Annotated in this window: 15 protein-coding genes, 1 tRNA gene and 5 pseudogenes; 5 read left to right on the top strand and 16 right to left on the bottom strand. The window is 67.2% G+C overall.

Annotated elements, in window-relative coordinates; translation table 11 throughout:
- Positions 1–346 precede the first annotated feature (346 nt).
- On the bottom strand, positions 347–1819 hold the full coding sequence (locus tag ACFCZ1_RS16995; RefSeq protein ID WP_376679047.1) for an amino acid adenylation domain-containing protein: 1473 nt from the start codon (positions 1817–1819) through the stop codon (positions 347–349).
- A gap of 191 nt (positions 1820–2010) precedes the next feature.
- Positions 2011–3153, bottom strand: coding sequence for a cytochrome P450 (locus ACFCZ1_RS16990; RefSeq protein ID WP_376679046.1), 1143 nt, complete (start codon positions 3151–3153; stop codon positions 2011–2013).
- Positions 3154–3436: 283 nt separating this feature from the next.
- On the opposite strand from ACFCZ1_RS16990, the gene ACFCZ1_RS16985 reads away from it, so the two are divergent.
- On the top strand, positions 3437–3886 hold the full coding sequence (locus ACFCZ1_RS16985; protein WP_376679045.1) for a transposase: 450 nt from the start codon (positions 3437–3439) through the stop codon (positions 3884–3886).
- Here ACFCZ1_RS16985 and ACFCZ1_RS16980 read toward each other — a convergent pair.
- From ACFCZ1_RS16980 to ACFCZ1_RS16955, 6 genes and pseudogenes are all read right to left on the bottom strand, one after another.
- A complete protein-coding gene (locus ACFCZ1_RS16980) occupies positions 3848–4690 on the bottom strand; it encodes a phenylalanine 4-monooxygenase (protein WP_376679044.1) in 843 nt (280 codons plus the stop codon). The genes ACFCZ1_RS16985 and ACFCZ1_RS16980 overlap by 39 nt on opposite strands.
- Before the next feature lie 26 nt (positions 4691–4716).
- A complete protein-coding gene (locus tag ACFCZ1_RS16975; RefSeq protein WP_376679043.1) occupies positions 4717–5748 on the bottom strand; it encodes a class I SAM-dependent methyltransferase in 1032 nt (343 codons plus the stop codon).
- Positions 5749–6203: 455 nt separating this feature from the next.
- Positions 6204–6986: a hypothetical protein gene (locus ACFCZ1_RS16970; RefSeq protein WP_376679042.1), complete on the bottom strand. Its 783-nt coding sequence runs from the start codon at positions 6984–6986 to the stop codon at positions 6204–6206.
- A 462-nt stretch (positions 6987–7448) separates the two neighbouring features.
- Positions 7449–8137 (bottom strand): annotated as a pseudogene (locus tag ACFCZ1_RS16965) (transposase).
- A 770-nt stretch (positions 8138–8907) separates the two neighbouring features.
- Positions 8908–9075: pseudogene (locus ACFCZ1_RS16960) on the bottom strand (integrase core domain-containing protein); the annotation flags it as partial.
- 80 nt (positions 9076–9155) lie between these two features.
- A complete protein-coding gene (locus ACFCZ1_RS16955; RefSeq protein ID WP_376679041.1) occupies positions 9156–9776 on the bottom strand; it encodes a winged helix-turn-helix domain-containing protein in 621 nt (206 codons plus the stop codon).
- 153 nt (positions 9777–9929) lie between these two features.
- Between ACFCZ1_RS16955 and ACFCZ1_RS16950 the strand changes: the two are divergent.
- Positions 9930–10076: pseudogene (locus tag ACFCZ1_RS16950) on the top strand (transposase); the annotation flags it as partial.
- Between the two features lie 746 nt (positions 10077–10822).
- Here the strand turns inward: ACFCZ1_RS16950 and ACFCZ1_RS16945 are convergent.
- Complete coding sequence (locus tag ACFCZ1_RS16945) at positions 10823–11662, bottom strand: hypothetical protein (protein ID WP_376679040.1); 840 nt, start codon at positions 11660–11662, stop codon at positions 10823–10825.
- A gap of 663 nt (positions 11663–12325) precedes the next feature.
- Here ACFCZ1_RS16945 and ACFCZ1_RS16940 point away from each other — a divergent pair.
- Complete coding sequence (locus ACFCZ1_RS16940; RefSeq protein WP_376679039.1) at positions 12326–13663, top strand: hypothetical protein; 1338 nt, start codon at positions 12326–12328, stop codon at positions 13661–13663.
- Positions 13664–14149: 486 nt separating this feature from the next.
- Here the strand turns inward: ACFCZ1_RS16940 and ACFCZ1_RS16935 are convergent, their stop codons facing one another.
- The 3 genes and pseudogenes from ACFCZ1_RS16935 to ACFCZ1_RS16925 form a co-directional block, all read right to left on the bottom strand.
- The gene (locus ACFCZ1_RS16935; protein WP_376679065.1) at positions 14150–14650 is read right to left on the bottom strand and encodes a hypothetical protein; all 501 of its coding nucleotides are present in this window, start codon (positions 14648–14650) and stop codon (positions 14150–14152) included.
- A gap of 108 nt (positions 14651–14758) precedes the next feature.
- A complete protein-coding gene (locus ACFCZ1_RS16930; protein WP_376679067.1) occupies positions 14759–15052 on the bottom strand; it encodes a hypothetical protein in 294 nt (97 codons plus the stop codon).
- A gap of 112 nt (positions 15053–15164) precedes the next feature.
- Positions 15165–15590: pseudogene (locus tag ACFCZ1_RS16925) on the bottom strand (recombinase family protein); the annotation flags it as partial.
- 385 nt (positions 15591–15975) lie between these two features.
- Between ACFCZ1_RS16925 and ACFCZ1_RS16920 the strand changes: the two are divergent.
- Together ACFCZ1_RS16920 and ACFCZ1_RS16915 are read left to right on the top strand one after the other, a co-directional pair.
- Positions 15976–16158, top strand: coding sequence for a hypothetical protein (locus ACFCZ1_RS16920; protein ID WP_376679066.1), 183 nt, complete (start codon positions 15976–15978; stop codon positions 16156–16158).
- Positions 16134–17498 (top strand): annotated as a pseudogene (locus ACFCZ1_RS16915) (tyrosine-type recombinase/integrase); the annotation flags it as partial. The gene ACFCZ1_RS16920 and the pseudogene ACFCZ1_RS16915, both read left to right, overlap by 25 nt.
- A gap of 124 nt (positions 17499–17622) precedes the next feature.
- Here ACFCZ1_RS16915 and ACFCZ1_RS16910 read toward each other — a convergent pair.
- From ACFCZ1_RS16910 to tmk, 4 genes are all read right to left on the bottom strand, one after another.
- Positions 17623–17696: transfer RNA gene (locus ACFCZ1_RS16910), tRNA-Thr, on the bottom strand.
- Between the two features lie 251 nt (positions 17697–17947).
- On the bottom strand, positions 17948–19516 hold the full coding sequence (locus ACFCZ1_RS16905) for an alpha/beta hydrolase (protein WP_376679038.1): 1569 nt from the start codon (positions 19514–19516) through the stop codon (positions 17948–17950).
- 219 nt (positions 19517–19735) lie between these two features.
- Positions 19736–20947 carry a DNA polymerase III subunit delta' gene (locus tag ACFCZ1_RS16900; protein ID WP_376679037.1) on the bottom strand — a complete coding sequence of 404 codons (1212 nt, stop codon included), beginning with the start codon at positions 20945–20947 and terminating at the stop codon, positions 19736–19738.
- 85 nt (positions 20948–21032) lie between these two features.
- Positions 21033–24164, bottom strand: coding sequence for a dTMP kinase (tmk, locus tag ACFCZ1_RS16895; RefSeq protein ID WP_376679036.1), 3132 nt, complete (start codon positions 24162–24164; stop codon positions 21033–21035).
- Between the last annotated feature and the right edge of the window lie 183 nt (positions 24165–24347).

Below are 24347 nucleotides of genomic sequence, written 5' to 3'. Positions count from 1 at the left end.
TGAAAGCGATCACGGCCCTGCAGCACCGGGGCTCCGTCGGTGCTGCCCTGCTGTTAGACCAATGAGGCGTCCCTGCACGCCACTTCGACACCGGGGGATGTGCGCAAGCGGCGAGTTGCTCGGCGTCGCGTCCGGCCCACAACTCGATGGGCAGCCGCGTGTCGGCATCCACCAGCAGTGTGCCGTAGACGTCCGCGTACAGGGCGAATTCGTCGACGCCAGTTCAACCTCAGCACCCTGGCGGTGCTCGTCCATGCCTTCCTCGCCGCGACGGCGGGGAGAGCCGGAGGGAAAGAAGCGAGGAGCCCCCGCGCGCCATAGGACGCAAGCCGGCTCGGTGATCGAATCAGCGCGTTCGTAGCAGGGTGGCGCGGTCGACCTTCCCGTGCGCCGTCAACGGAAGGCTGTCCAGAAAGACGAAGTTCTGCGGAACCATTTCGGCAGGAAGGTGCTGTCGGGCGAATTCGCCGAGCGGCGAGGACGAACGGGCGTCGGCCCTGATCTCGCCACCGACTACGTAGGCGGTGAGACGCGAGCCGTCCTGATCCCAGTCGACGAGGACGTCGTCCACGTCAGGATGGCGGCCCAGCACTCCCTCGATTTCCCCCGGCTCCACCCGAACACCTCGGATCTTGATCTGCCGGTCGATACGGCCGAGGAACTCCAGGTCGCCCTCCTCGTTCTCGCGCACGAGGTCACCCGTGCGGTACCACCTGTCCGGAGACCCTGTGACACGCACGAAGCTCCTCTCCGTCGCGCTCTGGTTCCCCCAGTACCCCAGGGCCAGGCACCCTCCGCTGACGAGGAGTTCGCCCTCTGCCCCCCGCGCGGTCCGCCGTTCACCGTCGAACACCATGGTCCGGGCAGAACCGATCGCCCGGCCGATTGGGACGGGGCCGGTGCTGTTCGAAGCCACATCATGACTAGTGGCAACCACGGTCGTCTCCGTGGGACCGTAGTGATTGACGAAGCGCCGCAGGGGATGACCGCCCAGCAGGCGCAGCCGGTCCCCTCCGGTGAGTAGACAGCGGAGCTGTCCAAAGTGGGTACCGTGGCGTAGGTATATCTCGGCGAGAGGGGTCGGCAGAAACGACAGGTCAATGGACCGCGCCTTGTACCAATCGCCGAGCTCCCACGGCGCCAGCTTCAGTTCAGCGGGTGCGAAGTGCACGGACGCGCCACACGAGAGATACGGCCAGGTCTCCCAAATGAAGGCGTCGAACGACATGGCCGCTACCGACGAGGCCCGGTCCGCCGCAGTAACTCCGTAGGTTTCTACGTGCCACTGTGCGAGCAAGGCGAAGGAATCGTGCCCGACGAGCACCCCCTTGGGAATGCCGGTCGATCCCGAGGTGTAGATGAGGTAGGCGCTGCCGCCGGATATCTCCGACAGAGCGGGCTCAGCCTGGCCGCACTCAGTCACGTCGATCACCAGGGGCACGTCCAGGAGCCCCGTGTTCGCAGAGTCGGTCTCATCGCGGATCAGAGCTTCCGGCTCGGCGTCGGCGAGGATCGTCTCGACACGGCCGTGCGGCATATCGAGCGGGAGGGTGAGGGAGATGCCTCCCATGATCCAAATCCCTAGCTGGGCGGCCAGCACGCTGCTCCCGCGATCCAGCTGGACCGCAACCACCGCACCGGGCCGGACCCCGTCCCGCGTCAGAGCCCCGGCGATTCCCCCCGCCCGCAAAACGAGCTCCCGGTAGGTCGTGCTCTCCCCCTCGAACTCCACGGCCAACGCGTGTGGCTGTCGACGCGCCTGGTCTAGGACGAGCTGTGGAACCGAGCTGATGACAGTCGGACCGACCAATGCACTCACTCGCTGAGGAATCGTGATCCCCTTACCTTTCTGGAGAGTCGGTGAAAGCGGTGTCGCTGGGCGTGGCTGCGCACAGCAATCGGGTCCGAGGGGATGAAGTCCTGTTTGCGGAAGGCTCACCTACGAGGGGCCTGCATGCGAAGCGGGTGATGTGGCTCGGCGAGGCGGCTGACAGGGTGACTGAAGCGAGGTCAGGCCAGTTGGACCACAGCAGATTCGAGTCCGCGGTTGCCGGTGCCGACCGCCCACCGAACGGTCTCCGGTGACAGGCGAGTCTCCGGGAAGGTGGTCGTCCAATCGCGAATCGCGGTGAGTGCGCCCTTGCGGGCGATCGGAGCGCCGAGACAGTAATGGATGCCCGCTCCAAACGCGATGTTCTTCTGCTCTCGTGCGAAGTCGAGTACGTCGGCGTCTTCCGAATTCGCCCAGTCCCGGTTGGCGGCGGCGAGCACCACCAGGACGCGGTCCCCCGCACGGATAGTGCATCCGTCGACGGCCACGTCGGATAGCGCCACTCGTGGAACCTGCGGGACGGGGGTGTCAAAACGCAGCAGTTCCTCTATGACTGCCTCAAGGTCGGCCTGTCCCTCGGCGACCTCCTTGTAGAGCTCCGGCCGGTGCAGCAGGTGAAGGAGCCCGGTCCCGATGAGCCCCGCCGTGGTCTCCTGCCCCGCGAAGGAGACCAGGTGAGCCGTGTGCAGATAGGTGTCCGGCGGCAGGGAGTCGTCATCGAGGAGGGGGAACAGGGCGCTGCTCCTGGAAAGACTTGGGGCGAGGCTCCGGTAGAGGGAGTTGAGCCGGTCGACCGCGTCTGCGGCCTGTTCGGCGAACTCCCTCCTGTACGGCTGGGCGAGGAACTTGGCGACCGAGGCCAAGTGTTCCGCCGCCTTCACGGTCACTTCGTCGGGGACGTCAAGGACGCGGGCGAGGATGCCACTGGCGACGGGAGAGGCGAAGTCCCTGGCGAGATCGACGGTAGGGAGCCCCCGGACCCTGTCCAGGTGCGTGCTCACGACCGACTGGATTTCCTCGGCGAGGCTGTCGGCGCGACCTCGGCTGAACCAGGACTGCATGGTCCGGCGAAGGCGAGTGTGCTCCGGTGGATCCTTGAGCAGGAACCAGCCGCGCAGCATCTGCTCCAGCTCGGGGAATTCGCGGGACGCAGACTCGATATTGAGCCAGTCGGAGGACATTGCGGTAGAGCGCAGCACGGTGCCAGCTGCGTCACGGCCGGTTACGACCCAGACTTCCAGGGCATCGTCCCAGAAGATGGCAGCGCGTTCTTGGAAACTCTTGTAGATCGGATAAGGATCGTCCCAGAACGAGACCCCCATGACAATGACTCCTTACTGCGCTGTGCGACGTTGGACGGTCACCTCGGAAACGGTCTCCGAGGTGACCTCTGAGGCAGCCGCCCCACTGGTGAGCAGCTTTTCGTAGGCGGTTCGTTTGGCTCGGACAGTGTTCGCGCCGATGCGCTCTGGGCGGGAGCCGAAGGTGAAGTTGATACCTCCACCGGGCTGTGGTCAGGCTTCTCCGACGAGTTCATGCATCGGCCGCGGGCGCTCCACGTCGACGCTCGTTACATCGGAGTCCACGAGGTTGAGCCCCTCCTGGTTGACGGGGACCTACGGGAAACAGATCTACGCGGCCTGGCAAGGCAAAGAGCTCCTGCGCGACATCCTGGGCCTTGCCGTCACTCGCCGGCCCGGCACCCCGGACCGCTCCGCGACCTCCGCCGCCCGCTACCGCTTCCTCGCCCACGTCGCCGAACACGCCTACCTGCCCAAGCTCGTCACCCTCGCCGAGACCGTCGAGCAGTGGTGGGCCGGCAACGAGACCTACCTGACCATCGGCGTCACCAACGCCGCCTCCGAAGGCAACAAGCGCCTCGTCAAACTCGAAGCACGTAACGAGTTCGGCTTCCGCAACCGGCAGAACCAGCGCCTTCGCTCACGCTGCGCAACCACCCGGCGGAGTCGACGGGAGCTGCACCCCAGCCGGCCGCTACCCGAACCCACCACACGATCACGGAACTTGCACGAGCCCTGCAGCGGATTCGGCTAGCAGAGCCTCAATAGTATTGTCGTCGCAGGTGTCCCAGAAGCTACCCACAGTGTCTTCAAGCTGGTTCATCGAGTCCGCTTCGAACAAAATGCTCTGATAAGTCGATATATCGTAATCGACGTCGGCCAGGCTCTCCAGCTTTAGCGGGCGGATGTCAGCGTCACGGAAATGGTTCAACTCTCCGTACGAGGAAACGATCGTCGCACCGTACGCCTTTGACTTTCCCCGCTCCCGAATCAGGCCGCACTCGAGCGTGAACCAGAACACCTTGGCAATGAACTGCAACGCCGCCTCACTTTCGACTCGCGCGGCAGCCTCACCAGCCAGGCGGTACAAATGGGCGAACCGCTTGCTCGCTAGAGCGTTCCCGTGCCCGACAACATCGTGCAACATGTCCGGATCTGCGGTGTAGAAGGGGGTGTTCGGGTGCCTCAAATACTGTGTGGAGTGGAACGCCGAATCTGCCAGGCCGCTGCAGAACTGCCGGAAGGGAACGAGCGCAGGCGCTGACCTGAAACGAAAACCGGAAAGCGATTCAATACGCCCGCTGACATCCCGGAGCTGCGGAACCCCTCCCTGGGGGATTGCGAGACATTCTGCCGCGTCAAGGAACTCGGTCGTAGCATCCGAGCGGTGGCGTGCGGCAAGCTTTCCGCACACCAGCTGCCAGACCTCGTGTTCCTGTTCCGTGTACTCGACCGTTGGGATCGGATCGTCCGGACCACAGCGTTCCGCCAGGGCCGCTATTTCGGCCCGTCGCGCCTCGTAGTACGGGTCGGAGGCCTCTGTTGATTGTTCCTGCACGTGCCTCTCAGCTCCTTGCTCAGGTGTCATTCGAGTTCAAATATGAATCCGTTTGTCAAGCCGTCCATCCGGTGAGTCTTCAGAAGTCGCCAGCCCGTCTCGGGGAAAACGTCTTCCCAATCCTCCATGGAAGGCAGATAAACGCCCATGAGGTCGTGTCCAACTTCGTAACCCAGGTTGAACATAGGGAATCGATGGTCGGGCAGATCGGTCAGTCGCGCGGTGTCCGCCAGCAGGAGTCGGCGCGCGTTCGGAAACACCTCGCGAAGTTTCCGGAAAGAGGCGATGCACTCTTCGCGGGGCCAGAAGTCGTGCGCCATCATGAAGCTGGTGACGAGGTCGACGTCGGCGAGTTCGGGACGAGGTTCGAGCGCGCGGGCGTCCGCGACACCGAAGGAGATGCGGTCTCCGAGCCCAGCCTCCGCTGTGGCGACCTTGGCGGCCTCCAGCGCACTGGGGGAGATGTCGAGCCCGACCCCCTGGACTCCGGGATGGCGCCGAGCGATCTGCCGCAGTCGTTCACCGCTGCCGCATCCGAGGTCGGCAACCTTGGTGAAGGAGAGATCCAGACTGTCCATCGCCTGCCAGAAGACCGGGTCAAAGACCTCCGCATTGATTTCCCGGCAGGCGAAGCTGATCGCCGGCGCGTCCCGGGTGTAGAACTCGCCGACTCGGTTGGCATTCTTCATCACCGTGGGCATCGCCGTGAACAGAGACGCACTGCCGCGGGTGAGCCAATGGAAGAAGGACTTGGTCCGGAACACGTCGTCGAACAACGGGCCGGGGAGAATGGTGTCGCCTGCACGCTCGACAACGCCGACGCTGGCCAACGCGGTGAACATGCCCCTTGTCGACTGGACGTGCAGGTCATGCTCCTCGGCGAAGTCGCGCGCCTCGAGCTTGCCCTTCTCACTCAGTTCATCAAGTGCGCCGATCTCCCAGCCTGCAGCGATCGCCCAAGACGCGACTGCCGAGTTAAAGAGATCAGCCGCTGACGGCGAGGTGGCCTGGTGCGGCAGATCGGCTACGTGACCTGTTTCAAATTCAGGAGGATTCATTGTACGGCCTTCCCGTAATGCGGATGGAGGGAGATTTCACAATTAGGGCTCCCCCAGGTTCTTTTCTGCCACCGCCTGAGTCCAGCTTTATCCAGGACGAGCGGCGGACTTCAGGGGCGAGGAGTATTCGGAATCTGGTTCTTTTCCAGAAACCTAACATGTCGTTCGTTCACTTCGTCCACCCAGCGAAACGACGACTAGATCCGTGGCGTTTACCTCCACGGCTTCGTCGCTGAGGTAGAAGGTGCCATGGCCGCTGATGACGTAAATCGTATAGGAGCTCTTAACGTTGCAGAACTCCTGAAGACGACCTTCCGCGACACGGATGTGGACGGTGGTCACAGCGGGATCCGCTTGCCCGTACACGGTCAGGTCGACGCCGTGCTTGTTGAAGCGTGCCGCAGCCTCAGCCGTCTATTTGTATTGAGTCACGGTTCTACGCACCGGACCCGGGGTTACAACCAGTCGCGGAGCTGAATCAGCTCCGCGCGCAATTGCTCGACGGAAGGCCGTTCAACATAGATCTCCTTGCCTCCGCCCTTCTCGATCTCCCGGTCTCCGCCCTTCCCGAGCTCCCTGGTTCCGCTCTCCTCGCCGACCGGGGTCGTGCGATAGACATTCGTCGAATTCCGCACAGTGGGCCCTTGCAGGACGACCGTGGCCGTAGGCCCGTCATGGGAACGCGCGATGCTGTGCAGGACCCGGTGGTCGAGGTGGTAGACCGTGCCGGCCCGGAGGTTGGATTCGAACACCTGGGCCAGCTGCTCGGTCCCCATGGAATCCAGCGAGAAGAACTGGTCCGCCCGAACCGGGGTGTACTTGTAGTGGTGGTACTCCTCGCCGGGGGCGATCATGTACTCACGGGCGTTGTACTCGCCGAGCAGCAGGGCGGTCGTGAAGTCCCAGCGATGCGAGTGGATGTCCTCCCTCGGCTCGCGATCCTCCTCCGCCTGTGGATGCCATACGTGGAGGCGGAGCTTCCAGGCGTTCTCGCTGCCGACCGCCAAAACGAGCTTGAGAAAGCTGTTCGCATGGTAATACGACCGCGCCGCGATCTCGGCGAGTTGAACATCGTCCGACACTATGTGGTCTATCAGGGAACGCATCTCGTCGTGTCTGGCGAGGCTACGGACCAACGCCCCGGCTCGTTCGGAGAGCGTGCCGTCGCCAAGGTGGCCTGTCATTTCCAGGTGGTCGTGCACTTCAGGCAGTAGCGGCTTTGCGAAAAGTTGTGCCATGAATCGGATCCTTTGCGCGAGCGTTAGTTCCCAATTTACCGGGTGTGTCTAGCAACTGCCGCTCCCTGCCTGGCGACTCCCCTGCGGGAGACCATGAAACGGAGCGCATTTGGAATGAGCCGAGCTGCGTATCGGCCTCGCCCCGGCCAGGGGCGCTATGTAGTCAGACGGCCATCTCAGTAGGTAGTTCTGAGCTTCCTCACGGGCTGCTATGGCCACGTGAGAAGAAGCCGCAAGACTGGATTTGCTCCGACGGGGGGGCCGAGTCGGATTGAACGTCTCCATACGTGGTAGCCAATCTCTATTTCGGCTCGGTCAACTCCTGCCGGGTTGGTGCAAATTCCTGAGCCGGGACAGCCGTGCGGAGCTGCATGCTAGCGATCCACTGGCGGCACGCGTACTGACATCAGACAGGGCCGCCTAACTGAGTGTCTGGTTCGGTGATTCGTGTCTGCTCCCGGGTCAGGTTCCGCGCCAGTTGGGGGTAACTTCGCCGGTGAGGTGGCGCGCCAACCCGCCGCTGTCGGACGGGCGTTGGGCGGGATGGACGTCGATGCCCAGGCGGGCGCCGTGGTTGATGGCGGCGCCCACTCATGCCTTGAGGACGTGCGGATGGGCACCGGCGATGTGGGACAGCAGGGTGCTGCCGACCGCAGCGTCGGACACGCCGGCGGTGGTGACCAGCACGGTCAGGAGCAGGTCGAGGGTGTCGCAGCCCAGATGGCGCTTGCGCCCGATGATTCGCGTGCCCGCGTCCGTGCCTTGGTCCCTCAGGGGTACGTTGGTGGAGGGCTTGATGGTCTGGGAGTCCAGCCCGCAACCGGACGGCTCGGCGTTCCGCCCCTCGGCCTCCCGAACCAGGCACCGCAGCAGCCCGGTGAGCTCCTCGAAGACGCCGTCATGCTGCCACTTGGTGAAGTAGCCGTACACCGTTGCCCAGAGGCGAAGTTGTGGGGCAGGTAGCGCCAGGCAATTCCGGTGCGGGCGACGGACAGGCTCGCGTTCCTGACCTGGCGCAGGTCGTGCTCGGGCGGGCGGCCGATGTCCTGGTGGTCCCGGCGGCGCCGGGACCGCCAGGCGGAGAGGACCGGTTCGATCAGTGCCCAGCGTTCGTCCGACAGGCCGCTGGGACACCCGTCGCGCGGCTCCATGTTTCCGATGTACCGCGTGGCAGAGGGCGTGATTAGCCGTCAAAGACGTCGGGAGGTCGGCATGTTGGAGGAGGCGGGAACGAAACAGCCCTCTCTTGTCCCGGTACAGTCCGTTCGTCTCGCCAGCTCCTTGGACCTCAAGAGGTCGGGGCCAGCGAATGCTTATACCTCACAACCAAACAGGGCGAAATACTCAGTAAGAGCTCGTAACGGCGATGTCCTTGCGCCGCCGGCCCTCGGCGGACCACAGCACGATCCGCGCACGAAGCGCCACATCGGCGGATACACCACGTGATGCCGCCAACTTTCAGAGATCGGCCGTCTGTTCAGACGAGAGATCCATCGACATCCGTGCACAGCCCGGGCGTCTCCTGATCCCTTCCGTGGAACCTGGCGTTGCCTTGCCCGTTGAACCCGGTAACCAGCAGATTCTGCCCTTTGGGGAATCACTTCTTGTCAGAACCAAGGCGGAAATTGTGCCGATTTTATATGCCGGGCCATATGACTTGACCGCAGACCCTTCAATTCCGGTGGGAACTGGATGGAACGGCCCCACAGATCGTTGTTTATTACAACGAGAACTATTTTCCGGACACGGTCATCGAATCGCTGGTTCAGGCAGCTGAGAGCTTCATGCTTTCGACGGGCAGCTGACAATCGTGCCATCGGAGTCGCTGCCGCCAGGGGGTTGTCCCCAGACAGCCCCCATCGCTCCGCGACATGCGGCTGGTCACCCCGGCAACACCGCTGGCCTGGCACCGCCGCCTGGTGTATTGACCCGGAGCGCTGTTCACGCGATTGATGGGCGGGTGTCCGTTGAGTGCGGTGTGACTGCGGTGGTGGTTGTAGGTGTGGAGGAAGTCTGCCAGGTCTTCGGTCCGTTCGTCGTTCGAGGTGTAGGGCCGTAGGTAGGCCCACTCGTCGAGGAGGGTGCGGTAGCTCAGCCGGGGCCGGTGGCCGGGTCGGGTGCAGAACAGTGCGGTGAGTGACACGCGTTTGGTGCCCACGGCGGTCACTTTCACGATCGGCGTCTGGCCCCGGCGCCCCCAGGTGCGGCCGGTGCGCGGCCTCGGCCCCTGGCCTGCCTCGTCCTCGAAGCAGAGCCAGGCGCCGAGGTCCGCCGGGGTCTTTTTATGACGGGCCACCTCTCGTCCTGCCACAGAGCGATCTTCGCCTCGTCGCGCTCGGCAGCTCTGCGGGAGGGAACCTGCACGCTCCATCCGATCCGGCGCAGCAGCAGATCCACCCCGGCTAGCGTGCAGTCGACCGCGAACCGGCGGTGGATCACCTCGGCGATCCGCGCCAGCGTCCAGCACTGGTCCTCATCCCAGCCGTGCGCGGCCGGACCGGCATCCAGCTCGCCTCCAGCCGGCGTAGTTGATCCGCGGTGAGCCTGCAGCGGGCACCGCCGGCTCCTTTCGACGCCGGGGCCTGCCGCCCGCCCGGGGCCAGGGCCCTGCGCCAGCGGTTGACCGACATCCGCGTCACGCGAACCGACGGGCCACCTCCGCGTCGCTGATCCCCCCTCTCGATCAACTCCGCAGCAGCCAGCCGCACTTGTTCTCTCCTGGCCCGTTCCTCGGCCGTCAGCCCACCACCATCGGGGTACCGCATACCTCCGGCATAGCGCACACAACATCAACCGTCAGCAGGCCCAGAACCCCCACCATTAAAGATCTCTAGACAGCTACTGAGGTGGCGGACCGGCCCCGTGTCGAGTCCTTGGATTAGGTCGCTGCGTGGTTCCGCATGAGCTCGTGACCAGTACGAACACCCGAGCACGGGGAAGGGAATGATCTTGATCTACTACGGCATCGACTGGGCGGAGAAGACACATGACGTCGCCCTGGTCGACGACAGCGGCCAGTTGGTGGCCAAGGGGCATATCACCGATGACGCCGCCGGCTACAAGCTCCTTCTGGATCTGCTCGCTGAGTACTGTCCTGCGGTCCAGGGCGAGTTCGCGGGACATGCTGCTGAAGGAACGGCCCGCGTCGGTGAGGGCGTGCACGACCTCGAACAGCCGCTGGGAATGCCGGTCGGCGCGAGTCTTTGCTGCCGCAGGTTCGGGTGTCACCTCGGCGGGCTCCGGCTCCGCAACTGCCGAGGAGAGAAATTCCCTGCCGGTAGGTAAGAGAGCCGTCGCGGCAGGCGACCTCGACGCCGGGATGCTCGCGTGGCCATCGGCCGAGACGTTCGGCGTCGCGGCCTTCCAAGAGGGTAGTGGGAGACCGGTGGTCGCGTCTTCGAGGTGGGTGCCGTATGGTGTCGCCATAGAGCGCGAAGTTGTACAACCCCAGCACCTGGTAGTGACCAGCAGCAGCGAGACCCGCATCAGCTGGGAAAGCGCAGTGCAGCGGGAGAGCGCGATGTGGATGACCCGCAGCATCGGAGCCCCGCCGCGGCCAACCAGCAGGATCCCGGCCCCCTCGACCACCTGCAGCAGCGGCGTGCGCCGCGGGTAGCGGACGGTCTGCGCCGGCACCTGCTCGGCAAAGGCCGTCTTCGGGCAGGATGGGTCAGGTCGATCCGGACCTGGCGACCGCCCACAGGGACATCCGCGAGGCGCCGCTCGTAACGGCTGTGGGCTCACTCACTCGACAGCCCGGTTCCGCACGCCCGCTGACATCGCAGGGTTCCGCGCGAACAGCCGCTCCACGGAAATCAAACCCGCATGCTGTTTCTCTATACCAGGAACGCTGCGCGAGAAATTCGTCGAGGAAGCGGCCGCAGGGTGGGCGGCGCCACTTCAGCGTTGCGCTTTCGGCTATAGAGGTCAGGAAGCACGGCAAGATGTTCCTCGCGGACCAGGTCGAACCTGAGGGCGAATGCAACAAGGGCCTCACGCTTGGCATGCATACGGCCCCCGTCCACGTACTTGGCCCAATGGCTGACCGGTAGCTTCTGATCGGTCAGGTATTCGATGTGGTAATTGATACTGCTGCGGTTTGCACCTTTGAACTGTTCGGTACTCCTCAACCTCTCAACAACCTCTTGAACTGAGGGCACTGCCGCCATAGATGAACCGTGCAATCGCGGCTCACAGAGCGCAACGAGAACAGCAAAGTATTTGCTCGCCGTATCCAATTTGAACATATCCGATTCGGCCACTCTAGCGGCCCGCTCAGGTCCGAGAACGACTGGCGGCGGACTGAACACAGTGAGTTCGACTATGCCCGAACCGGACGGAATTAGAATTCGAGACATTTCAAAAGGGATTACCATATCCAATCGGCGAGGGCGCACCTTGATTAGCTCCGCCCCCCCTTCTAGGTTCTCGACCGCAAAAGTGGAGCACGTGGTGAAATTCGAAAGGAGGAGGTGATTGCTGGAAACCTCAAAAGCGCCAATGCCCGGCACGGCTTTGGGTTGAAATAGTCCGGTGCGACTCGATATGGTGAATTCCAGTCGATCGCCGGCTTTTAGATTGCTACGCCCTCCTTCTGGATTTACCCCATTAAAGTCGTGAGCGTTTCCGCGCCAGGTTATGATCACTTCGACGTCGGATTCTATTTTGGCAGGCATGAACAGTACTTCCCCGTTGATCTCTCGCCATTGTTGAACGCCTTTCCGTCGCCTCGACTATCACCGCTCGCTTGAGGTGACACGAGTATCGATCGGCACGTTTCATCGGCATGACAAGAGGGATGTTGGCATCGGAGCCCGTCAGCATGAGAGTCGGTGGCCCCAGAGCCGACCATCACCCCCGCGCCTCATATCTGACTTGCTTGGCCCTGAGACCGTACAACTACTTCTGGCGCCCAGCAAAGAAGAATGGTGCGGCTCTGATGGAGTGATAGCTCGGTCACTGTCAGGCCGGTACTGCAGGGGAGCTTCGAGAGCTCGTTGGCGTCGTTGCCGGTAGTAGATCTGTCTTGCAATGGTCTGATGAGTAGAGCGCTGGGGTGCGACGGGAGGGCGACGGCCCCCAAGCCAAACACCAGTCGACCCTGCATCATCACAGGATAATATGCGGACAGATCGCCGCAGAATGTCCGCTTATGTCACCTCCCGCACAAGGGGCTGCGTCGGTGTTGGATCTTGACGCTCGACTGGCCTTTGGATACCGTTTCAGTCCTTGAGACGGTTCGGTCACTCAGTGCCCACTCAGGTAATCGGCACGAGCTGAACGACCCGTTCATCCCCTGGATGCTTATGCAATGCAGTCCAGGTTGAGCAGGCGCAAAAATGCCTGTCTTCCCATCAGTCTTAGTTCACTCTCATATGCGGGGTAAGGTGCCGGTGCAAGAAAGCGCTATACCCAGCGGAGTTTCACAAGAACAGCATGGGCGTCAACTCTATGAATTCGCACGGCGACTTCGCGATGGCCATAACCGTAGCCGGGATGCACTGAGTCTGGTCCCAAGCGAGAACCGTCTTTCTCCTTTGGCGCAGTTGCCCCTGCAGCTCGATTTTTACAATCGCTACTTCTTTAATGAAGACCACGACCCGGATTTTTGGCAATTCAGGGGCGGGGAAAGCATCGCAGACATCGAAACAGATGTGGCGCATAGCAGCTTGAGCGCGCTGTCCGATGCGCAGTTCGTCAACCTCCGCCCGGTTTCCGGGCTCAGCGCGATGATCATCGCGATCTCGGGCATGGGCGGCGACACGGGCAGCACGGTCGTCTGCATTGACCCCGCGAGCGGAGGCCACTATGCCACCGTCGATGTGATCGAGCGTTTTGGCTTTGTTCCTGCCACGGTCTCTGTTGAGGCAGGCGCCGTGGACGTCGATGGCCTGCGGAAGATCCTCACTTCGCAGAACGTATCCCTGCTTTACCTCGACCTGCAGAACAGCCTGCATCTGCTGGACGTCGCCGCAGTTGCCGCCTGTCTCGCTGAGCACAGCCCGCACACCTTGCTGCACGTCGACGCCAGTCACACCCTCGGGCTCGTTCTCGGCGGCCAGGTGCCCAACCCACTTGAGCTCGGCGCAACCTCCTTCGGTGGCTCAACGCACAAGACCTTTCCCGGGCCGCACAAGGGCGTCCTGTTCACTCGACTGCCGCATGTGAGTCGGCTTATCAAGGACGCGCAGTACACCTTGCTAAGCAGTCACCACTTCGCCGCGACCCTGGCTCTGGGTCTGGCCGCACGCGAGTTCCAGCATTTCGGCCCAGCTTACGCACGACAGGTCGTTGTCAATGCCAAGCGGTTCGGTGCGGAGTTGGCGAAGCAGGGCTTTGACGTTGCCCGCTGCACAAACGGGTTTACCGATAACCACCAGATCTGGGTTGATGTCGGGGACCACGCCACAACCAACAAGCTCTCTGGAGCCCTGGCCGAGGCCGGCATCCGGGTCAACGTCCAGACTGACATGCCGGGCTTCTCAGGCCCTGTGTTCCGGCTGGGCACCAACGAGGTGACGTTCGAAGGCGCTTCCGAGACGTCTATGGTCCTAATTGCCGAGGCATTCGCGGCGGCTCGGGATGGTGCAGTCGACCGTGCTGCCAGGATCCGCTCGCAGGCGCGGCAATCGTTTGGGAGTCCCTACTTCTTCGCTGACACGGAGCAGGCGGGTTGAGTGTCCCGCAGGATGCGGGGGTCACTGCGGGTCAGATGGGACTCATGACCGGAACTGTGGCCGTGGTCGCACCGAGGAAGTACCCGCAGGAGTTGCGTAACCGTGCGGTGCGGATGTATCGCACTCGTATAGGGAGCGTTCGCCTGTGCGCCAAGGCCGTAGACCAGGGCCTCTTGGGCACTCAGGGCCTTGGGACTTGTGGCCGGTGATGGCGTACCCAAGGCTGAGCCCGCCCTGCGCGTGTAGTCGGAATCCACACACTCGGTGACGTCGCGGTGGCGTCGGCGCTCTTCTCCCTCCACTCGACCATGACCCGGCGCTCCTCGTCCACGGCGCGAACGATGCCGCAGTAGCCGTTCAGTACGTCCTCGTGCTTACCTCGGGCCCGCTTGCCCCGGTAGTCGTTGGTCCGAAGGAGGACCTGGTCCCCAACGGACAACGTCAGTTCGCCGCCGCCTGGCAGGGCGTAGGTGTGTTCCGGACTGGTCATCGCCACTCGCCTTCCGGAGGGCACGGGCGCCGAGGTTCACTTCCTCCACGATTTCGTTGGTAGCGGCCAGCATGAGTAGCTGCTGCACGGCAGTGTGGTCGTCGCTGTGCGCGGCGCGCTTGTCGGCCCAGACGGTGAGCCTTGCGGTGAGGGCGGCGTCCTTGTCCGCGAGGGCATGCACGATGCCACTTCCGGCGAAGGTGCACAGGCCTGTACGCGGTTGTTGTCGCGCCACAGCTCCAGTGCCCGGCGCTCGACCATGTCCTTCTGCCGGAAGTTCTCGTTGAGGGTGAGGGCCCCAACAATGTGGTGGATGGCGGCGAAGCTGCCGCCGATGCCGGGCGAGTGCCGTTGTTTCGGTTACCGATGCCGCCGTCCTTCGTGCCGGTCTGGGCGGTGTGGGTGAGCAGTTCAGCGATGTCGCGGTCGTCGCACATCGCGGCCTCGCCCACGACCAGCACGTGAACACCGTTGAGACCGATACCGCCGACGCGAATACTGGTGAGCCAGGACGCGAGGGTGCGTGAGGTGATCCCCGCTTCGGTATTGACCTCGGTCTCCTATCTCTGACCCACGGTGCAAAGTAGCGACAGGGGTCGCAGCGGTCAGGCGCTCGTCAGTGCTGCCGCCTGTTCGTCGTGTTCGCGCAACATCCGCATGACGGTGGCGGGTGAGGGGTGCTGTCCCTTCTTCGTGCCCGTGGTGATGACGAGCCGCTTGGCGATGTCGCGCAGGCTCATCTCCTTCTCGTCGCGCAGGTGGAGGGCCATGGAGAGCATGGCGGGGTCGGTGACGCCGGCGCCGCCGATGGTCTTGCCGTGTTTGCGGGCGGACTCGTGGCCTTCGAGGGTGCGGTCGCGGATGTACTCGCGCTCCATGCCGGACATGGCAGCCAGCACGGTGAACACAATGCCGGAGGGGTTGTGCGAGCCCTTCAGCTCCCCGGCGAGGAATTTCCAGGCCGACGTCGCTCGCCTTCAGTTCCTCGGCGAGCATGGCGAGTTCGATGCCGCGGCCGAGCCGTTTGTGTTCGTGGACGACGAGGGTGACGCGCACGCCAGAGGAACGGATCTCCCCGGCGAGTCTGACAGCCGCCTCCAGCTGGAGGCGCCTGGTGGCGCGGGTGGAGATCTTCTCCGAGAAGACCCGGGGCACCCCGGCCTCGGCGAGGGAGTCGAGCTGTGCGTCCAGGGGCTGCCGGGCAGTCGAGGCGCGGGCGCACCCGAGCCGGACGTGTCCGACCGTCTCGGCGCCGGCGCTCGCGGGCCGGGGGCGCTCGGTCCAGACCGAGCCTGGCTTGCGTACGGCAGGGGTCGGGATGCCGAGTGCCTTGGCGAGTTGGGGCACGAGACGGAAGCGGGCGGTGTGGTACTGGATGGCCACCTTGGCCTTGCCGGTCCGGCACGGCGAGCCCGCGGGAACTGCGCAGGTGGACATCGGGCAGGCGTGCGATTCCTGTCCTGTCTCAAATACGTCGAGGCGCGTCGACTCTCTGACCTGCGGTGCCTCAACTTGAGCGGCCACGATCGCCGTCGAAGGCGTTGCGGCTCACTGCTGACTCGCCAGCAGCGATGTCTGGGCCAGTGCACGTGGACCCCGGTGCGAGATGAGGGAGTATCACGGCCAGGACAGTGCAACAGCCTCGGGGCCAACGCGTTTCTGCGTTGGCCCCGCAGGTGTTAGCGGTGTCAGGCGGCCCTGGCGGTCAGGTGTGTGGCGAGTGCGTGTGCTTCTGGGGTGAGGCCGTCGAGGATCTCCTGGGCGTACGGGGTTCGGGTCGGGCTGCGAGGTCGTGGACGGCGGCCCAGTTCGCGGCGATCAGTTGCAGAGCCTGCTGTGTGCGGAGGATGGCCTCGTGCGGGTGGGCGCGGTGTTCCTCGGCGCGCTGGGCTGCTTGTCCCCAGGTGAAGTCGCCGCGTTCGGCGAGCTGGGTGAGGGCGGGTGTGGTGTCGCCGTCGGCGAAGCGGATGGCGTCGCATTCAAGGCATACAGCTGGTCGCCGTGATGCTCGCCGAAGTCAGCGGCGAGAAACTGCCCCTGCCCGAGGTGGAGGAGACCCGGCGGCGGCTCAAGGCCGGCCAGGATCTTGCCGGCAGCCTGACCGTCGCCGAGTGGCTGGACCGCTGGCTGGCGGGCAAGCGGATCCGGAAGTCGGGCATCAGCCGGTACGAGACCGACATCCGCGTGCACCTCAAGCCGCGCATCGGGCACCGGCGCCTCGACCGGCTGCGGGTCAGCCACCTGAGCGAGATGCTCACGGCCATCGCCGACGGCAACGCCGAGGTCTTGGAGCAGAACGCCCAGCGACGTGCTGCCGTAGAGGAGTTGGCGACGATCCCGTGGAGGGGCGGCGAGAACCGTGCTCGCCGGAAGGCGCTGAAGGCTGCGCTCAACGCGATGCCGGCCTTCCGCCGGGTGACAGGTCCGGCGACGCGCCAGCACGTGAAGGCGACGCTCCGCGCGTCCCTGAACGATGCGATCGAGCAGCAGATCATCACGTTCAACCCGGCGGCCCACGTCGAGATCGATCCGGTGCGTAAGCCGAAGGCGCTGGTGTGGACGGACGAGCGGGTCGCCAAGTGGGAGCAGGCCGGCGAGAAGCCCTCCCCGGTGATGGTCTGGACGCCGGAACAGACAGGCGCCTTCCTCGACTTCGTCGCCAACGACCGGCTGTACGCGATGTGGCACCTGATCGCGTTCCGCGGCCTGCGGCGGGGTGAGGCGTGCGGACAGCCGTGGTCGGAGACCAATCTCGACCGGCACTCCCTCACCGTGACGGGGCAGCTCGTCCAGGACGGCTGGGAGGTCGAGGCGTCCGAGCCGAAGACGGATAGCGGCTTCCGTGTCGTCGCACTCGACGACGACACAGTCGGCGTCCTGGAGCGGCACCGCAAGCAGCAGGAGGCCGACCGCGCCGGGTGGGGCTCGGCCTGGGTGAGCACCGGGCTCGTCTTCACGCAGGAGGACGGCTCCTGGCTGCACCCGGGCAAGGTGACCGATCTCTTCGAGCGGCTCGTCGCTGCATCCGGACTCCCGCCGATCCGGCTGCACGACCTCCGGCACGGCGCGGCCACGCTCATGCTGGCCGCCGATATCGACATCAAGATCGTGTCGGACACGCTCGGGCACAGCGACACCCGGATCACGCGCGACATCTACCAGAGCGTGCTCCCCCACGTCGGCAAGAGCGCCGCCGAGGCCACAGCCAAGCTGGTCCCCCTCCAGCGCAAGGCCGAGCAGGAAGAGCAGGCCCGCAAGGCCGCCAAGAAGGCCAAGCAAGCCGCGAAGTCGAAGGCCAAGGGGAAGAAGAAGGGCAAGGCCGAGAAGACCGCTAAGAAGGGCTGACGACCCCTCCGCTCACGCATCGCTCACGCACGGGGTTTCGGGCCCCAGGCGGCGCACGCGCCACCTGACCTCGGAAATAGCAAAAGCCCCAGGTCACGGCGAGTGAGTCCTGGGGCTTCTACAGAGCCGCCTTCGGGATTCGAACCCGAGACCTACGCATTACGAGTGCGTTGCTCTGGCCAACTGAGCTAAGGCGGCACCGCTGGTCAGACAAGCATTCCCCCGAAGAGGTGTGCTCATCAGCAGCGGCGCTAAGTCTACAGGGTGTGGGCTGGTGCCCTGAACCAGGTTCTCCGGGGACGAGAAAGAGACACACACTCGGGCGGATGTGGCGTATCGGGCGCATCCGGCTCTGTGCGTGCCGCTTCGCCCCCGGAAGGGGCCATGCCGCCTCCGCGGCAGGGGCGGGTCAGCCGGTCAGCCGGTCAGCCGGTCAGCCGGTCAGCCGGTCAGCACTTCTTGCCGTCCGGCGGGACCTTCCCCTCCAGCAGGTACTGGTTGATCGAGGTGTCGATGCAGTCACTGCCGCGCCCGTACGCCGTGTGGCCGTCGCCGTCGTACGTGAGGAGGGTGCCCGAGTCGAGCTGGCCCGCCAGGGCCTGGGCCCACTTGTACGGGGTCGCCGGGTCGCGCGTGGTGCCGACCACCAGGATAGGCGGGGCGCCCTTCGCGGTCAGCGGCCGCGCCGCGCCCGTGGCCTTCACCGGCCAGTACGTGCAGTTCAGCGAGGCCCATGCCAGACCGGCACCGAAGACCGGGGAGGCCTTCTCGAAGGACGGCAGGGCGGACTCGACCGACTCCGGGCCGGTGAAGGCCGGGGGCTGGTCCAGGCAGTTGACGGCGGCGTTCGCGGCCATCAGGTTGGCGTACTTGCCGTCCGGCTCGCGCTCGAAGTAGCTGTCGGCCAGACTCAGCAGGCCCGCGCCGTCGCCGTTCATGGCCGCCGTGAGCGCCTCGCGCAGCTGCGGCCACGCGCTCTCGTCGTACAGCGCCGCGATCACCCCGGTGGTCGCGAGGGACTCGCCCAGCGGACGGGCATCCTCCCCGGTCGGCACCGGCTGGGCGTCGACCTTGCGGAAGAAGTCCTTCAGGCGGGCCGCCACCGCTGCGGGATCGCCCTGGCCGAGCGGGCAGCCGGGCCGCTTCGCGCAGTCCTTGGCGAAGGCGGTGAACGCCGTCTCGAAGCCCTCCGTCTGGTCCCGGTTCAGGTCCAACGCCGGGCGGCTGGGGTCCATCGCCCCGTCCAGGACCAGCCGGCCGACACGGTCCGGGAAGAGGTCCGCGTACGTCGCCCCGAGGAAGGTGCCGTACGAGGCCCCGACGTACGCGAGCTTCTCGTCGCCGAGCACCGCGCGGAGCAGGTCCATGTCGCGGGCGGCGTCGACGGTGGAGACGTGCGGAAGGACCTTCTGCGAACGCGCCTGGCAGCCGGCGGCGAACTCCTTGAACGCGGCCACCAGCCGGGCCCGCTCGGCCGCGTCGTCCGGCGTCTGGTCCACCTGCGTGTACTTGTCCATCTGCGGGCCGGTCAGGCACTCCACCGGACTGCTGCGGTCCACCCCGCGCGGGTCGAAGGAGACCATGTCGTACCGGGCACGGACGGGCGCCGGATAGCCGATGCCCGCGTACGCCTGCAGGTACCCGATGCCGGAACCGCCCGGGCCGCCGGGGTTGACCACCAGGGAGCCGAGCCGCTTGCCCGGGCCCGTGGCGGGCCGACGGGCCACCGCGATGTCGACGTCCTGGCCGGAGCCGGCGTTCGCGTAGTCGAGCGGCGCCTTCATGGTGGCGCACTGGAACCCGGGCACACCGCAGTCGCGCCAGGTGAGCTTCTGCTCGTAGTACGGGCGCAGCGCCGCCTGATCGGGGGTCGGCTGGGCGGACGGCGCAGCGGAGCCTCCCTCGGAGGATGCGACGGCCCGGGGTTCCCCCGAACCGCCCGAACTGCATCCGGAGAGCAGCAGCCCGGCGGCCGCGATCACGATCCCGGTGGTACGCAGCAGACGACTGGTGTCCATCCTTGGAGCCTACGTGCTGCCGGCCCGGGCCAAGAGGTGGTCCGGCGCCGGACGGCGGGGCACCTTCCGTGGACCGCGCCGGGCAGGGCACGGGCCGGGCCGTGTCCCGCCGCCGCCGGCCGGTCCGCCCGTACGGGTGAGCCGGTCAACCGGAAGTGGACCGGGCGCGCCGGTCCGGGGCCGCCCCGCTGGTCAGAGCGGGGGCGGGGCGGACGGCGGTCAGCCCGCGCGAAGCGACATCGTCATCGCCTCGACCGCGAGGAGGGGCGCCACATTACGGTCCAGGGCGTCCCGGCAGGCGATGATCGCCTCGATCCGGCGCAGTGTCCGCTCGGGACCCGAGGCCCGGGCGATCCGGTCGAGGTCCTGTCGTATCTCCTCATTGGCGATGGCCACGGACGAGCCGAGCTGCAGGGCCAGCACGTCCCGGTAGAAGCCGGTGAGGTCGGTCAGCGCCAGGTCGAGGCTGTCGCGCTGGGTGCGGGTACGACGGCGCTTCTGCCGGTCCTCCAGCTCCTTCATCACGCCTGCCGTGCCGCGCGGCATGCGGCTGCCCGCGCCCGCTCCGGCACCGAGCGCGGCCCGCAGCTCCTCGGTCTCCTTCGTGTCGACCTCCTCCGCGACCTGCTTCGCATCCTCGGCGGCGGCGTCGACGAGTTCCTGCGCCGCCTTGAGGCAGCCGCCCACGTCGTCGACACGGAGCGGGAGCCTGAGCACGGAGGCCCGGCGGGCACGGGCGGCCTCGTCGGTGGCGAGCCTGCGGGCCCGGCCGATGTGCCCCTGGGTCGCGCGGGCGGCGGCCGCCGCCGCGGCGGGCTCGATGCCGTCGCGCCGGACCAGCACCTCGGCGACGGCGTCAACGGGCGGGGTGCGCAATGTCAGGTGCCGGCAGCGGGAGCGGATCGTGGGCAGCACGTCCTCCAGCGAGGGAGCGCACAGCAGCCACACCGTCCGCGGAGCGGGCTCCTCCACGGCCTTGAGCAGCACATTTCCCGCGCCTTCGGTGAGGCGGTCGGCGTCCTCCAGGACGATGACCTGCCAGCGGCCGACGGCCGGGGAGAGCTGCGCCCTGCGGACCAGCTCGCGGGTCTCCTTCACACCGATGGACAGCAGATCGGTGCGGACGATCTCCACATCGGCGTGGGTGCCGATCACGGTGGTGTGGCAGCCGTCGCAGAAACCGCAGCCCGGCTGGCCGCCGAGCGCCCGGTCGGGGCTGGTGCACTGCAGGGCAGCCGCGAAGGCCCGGGCAGCCGTGGACCGCCCGGAGCCGGGCGGTCCGGTGAACAGCCAGGCGTGGGTCATCTTGTTCGCTGCGGGCGGCGGCGTCCCGTCCGAGACGGCGGTGACCAGGGCGTCGGCATCACGGGCGGCGGCGGCCAGCTGCGCCTGGACCTTGTCCTGTCCCACCAGGTCGTCCCATACGGGCATCCCGCCCACCACCTTTCACTCTCCGTGCACCCATTGTGGCCCGCGCCACTGACAATCCGGTCCGGCCCGGTCCGCTCCCCCGGGGTCAGCCGCGGCGGCGCGGGCCCCGCTCGTCGTCGCCGTCGCCGTACTCGTCGTCCCGGCGGCCCAGCAGTTCGTCCGCCAGCGTCGGCAGGTCGTCCAGCGGGGTCTCCTCGGCCCAGTCCGGGCGCGGGCGACGCGGGCGGCCGTCGTCACCGAGAGCCGGCAGCTCCCGCGTCCGGTCGTCGCCGCCGCCGTCCCGGAAGATGCCCGGCGGAACACGGTCGGCCGGGTTCTCCTCGGGGCGCCGGGCCGTGGGCCGCGAGGCGGACCGGGCCTGACCGGCCGAGCCGGAGGCACCGGCGTCCGGGCGTACGGGCGGCAGTACGGCCGTCTCATCGGTCGGGCGGACCGGCGGCTTCGACAGATCGGCCTTGGGCACCGGAACGGTCTGGGTCACGTCGTCCGGCCGGACGACCCGGCTGAGCGCCGGCGTCTCGATCGTCACGGCATCGTCCGGATGCGGACCGTCCGAAACCGGCGCCGAAGGGGCCACCGACGCCGACGCCGACGCGGCTTCCGCCGCCGCCGCGGCAGCCGACGCCCTCGCCGCGGCCTCGGCCGCCTCGGCCGCCGCCAGCCGACGCGCCTCCTCGGCCTTCAGCAGTGCCTCTTCGGCCCGCCGCTGCTTCTCCAGCCGCCGCTCCTCGGCCTCGGCCCGCAGCCGGGCCTCCTCCTCGGCCTGCCTGCGCAGCCGCTCCGCCTCCGCGGCGCGCGCCTTCTCCTCGGCCTCGGCGCGCAGCCGCTCCGCCTCGGCCCGGGCCCTGGCCTCCTCCTCGGCCTTCAGCCGGGCCTCCTCCGCCTTGCGGGCGGCTTCCGCCTCGGCCTTGATCCGTGCCGCCTCGGCCTCGCGGGCCAGCCGGGCCTCTTCCTCGGCCTTCAGCCGGGCTTCCTCCGCCTTGCGCGCCGCCTCAGCCTCGGCCTTGCGCCGGGCCTCCTCCTCGGCGAGGCGCCGGGCCTCCGCCTGGGCGGCCACCTCGGCCTCGGAGAGCGGGAGCATCCGGTCCAGGCGGTGCCGTACGACGGTGGTCACCGAGTCCGGGTCCTGGCCCGCGTCGACCACCAGGTAGCGCCCCGGGTCGGCCGCGGCCAGCGTCAGGAACCCGGACCGCACCCGCTGGTGGAACTCCGCCGGCTCCGACTCCAGCCGGTCCGGGGCCTCCGTGAACCGCTCCCGCGCCGCCTCCGGCGATACGTCGAGCAGCACGGTCAGGTTCGGCACGAGCCCGTCGGTGGCCCAGCGCGAGATCCGGGCGATCTCCGTCGGTGAGAGGTCGCGGCCTGCTCCCTGGTAGGCCACCGAGGAGTCGATGTAGCGGTCCGAGATGACGACCGCGCCGCGCTCCAGGGCCGGGCGCACCACCGTGTCGACGTGCTCCGCGCGGTCGGCGGCGTACAGCAGTGCCTCGGCGCGGTTCGACAGCCCCGCGGAGGAGATGTCGAGCAGGATCGAGCGGAGCCGCTTGCCGACCGGGGTGGCCCCCGGCTCGCGCGTCACGACCACCTCGTGGCCCTTGGCCCGTATCCAGTCGGCCAGCGCCTCCACCTGGGTGGACTTGCCCGCTCCGTCGCCGCCCTCCAGGGCGATGAAGAATCCGGTCCCGGAGGCGGCCTGCACCGGCTCCCCGCCGCGCAGCGCCTCACGCAGGTCGCGCCGCAGGGGTACGCCGCTGCGGTCGTCGAGCTTGGCGAGGACGACGGCGGCGACCGGCAGCAGCAGCGCGCCGACCAGCATCAGGGTGAAGGCGGCGCCGCCGTGCGCGAGGACGATCTCGGCGCCGGTCAGCCGGTGCGGGCCGATCACCGCGGCCAGCACCGGGGCGAGAACCGCCCCGAGGGCCACGGCCACCCGCACGACCGCCTGAAGGTGCTCGGTGACGCGCGCCCGGCGGAACTCCTCGGTCTCCTGGTCCAGCAGGGTGTGGCCGGTGTTGGCCGCGACGCCCGCGGCGGTGCCGGCGAGCAGCGACAGGAAGAGCACGGTGGCCGTGTCCGGGACCAGCCCGGCCAGCAGCAGCGCGGTCCCGGCCACCGCTATGGCCAGGGCCAGCAGGCGGCGCCGCGACAGGGCGGGCAGCACCTTGCCGGCCTGGGCCGCGCGGATGCCGGCGGCGGTGCCGCCGACCAGCGCGAGGACGATCAGCGCGAACGCGGCCGGGCCGCCGCCCAGGTCGAAGGCGTGCAGCACGGCCACGGCGACGGCGCTGGACACCGCTCCGGCGACGGCGGCGCAGGCCAGGACCAGAAGGGGGGTGGCGCCGGTCCGGCCCTTGTCGGGCCGGTCACCGGCCTTGGGGGCGCGCAGGCCCTCCAGCGGTGAACGGGGACGCGGGGTCTTCGCCCCGGGCAGTACCAGCGGCAGCAGCAGCGAGACCGAGGCCGCGAAGAGGCCGGAGGCCACGTACGAGCCGAGGGCGGCCTGGTTCTCGGCGAACCAGTCCACGCCGAGGCCGAGCGCCTTGCCGACCAGGGTCGCGGCGAGCAGCGCGGCCGCCGCGACGGGGAGCGCCGCGAAGGACGTGCGCAGGGTCAGCCGCCGCAGCGCGTCCAGGTGGTCCGGAAGCGGCCGCACGGTCGCCCCCTCGGGCGGCGGCGCCGGCAGCAGGGCGGGAGCGGCACTGTCCTTGGCCAGGGTCCACAGCCGCTCGGCGGCGCCGGCGACGAAGACGGTGGCCAGCAGCGCGGTGAGCGCGTGGGCCGGAATCCAGTCGAGCCACAGGGGGGCGACGACGAAGAGGCCGAGCCGGACCCCGTCGGCGCCGATCATCGTCCAGCGGCGGTCCAGCTTGCCGCCGGGGGCGACGAGCCCGGCCAGCGGGCCCAGCAGGACCGCTCCGAAGAGCAGGGTGGCGAGGATCCGGACCCCGAAGACGACGGCGACGGCCAGAGCCGCGCTGCGGTAGCCCCCGCCGAAGGTTTCCTCGGAGACGGCCGCTTGGAGGGCCAGCAGCACAAGCACCAGCAGGGCGAGGGCGTCACCGATGCCGCTCACCAGCTGGGCGCTCCACAGCCGGCGCAACCGGGGGGTGCGCAGCAGTGCGCGCACCGCACGCTCGCGGGAATCCGCGGCTAGGGCTTCGTCGTAGGTGGGGTTCGCCGGGGCGGTCACGACCGTTGGCTGCTCGGCTCGCGTCATCCGCCCAGCCTATCCGCTGTGCTTCGCGGTTGCGGAGGCCTGTGGACAAGGTCCGGTGTGACCCCGCACCCACCTCCCGCGGCTCTGCCCGGCCCCGCCCGCCACGCCGGGAACACCGCGGGCCCCCGTGCGGTCGCACAGGGGCCCGGGGCGGGCGGAGCGGGGCGGACGGAGCCGGAGACC

Origin of the sequence: Streptomyces sp. NPDC056224 (genome assembly GCF_042267665.1) — a bacterium.
Taxonomy (GTDB): domain Bacteria; phylum Actinomycetota; class Actinomycetes; order Streptomycetales; family Streptomycetaceae; genus Streptomyces.
The sequence above is the reverse complement of the archived record's forward strand: the minus strand, read 5'-3'. Positions and strand labels throughout refer to the sequence as shown.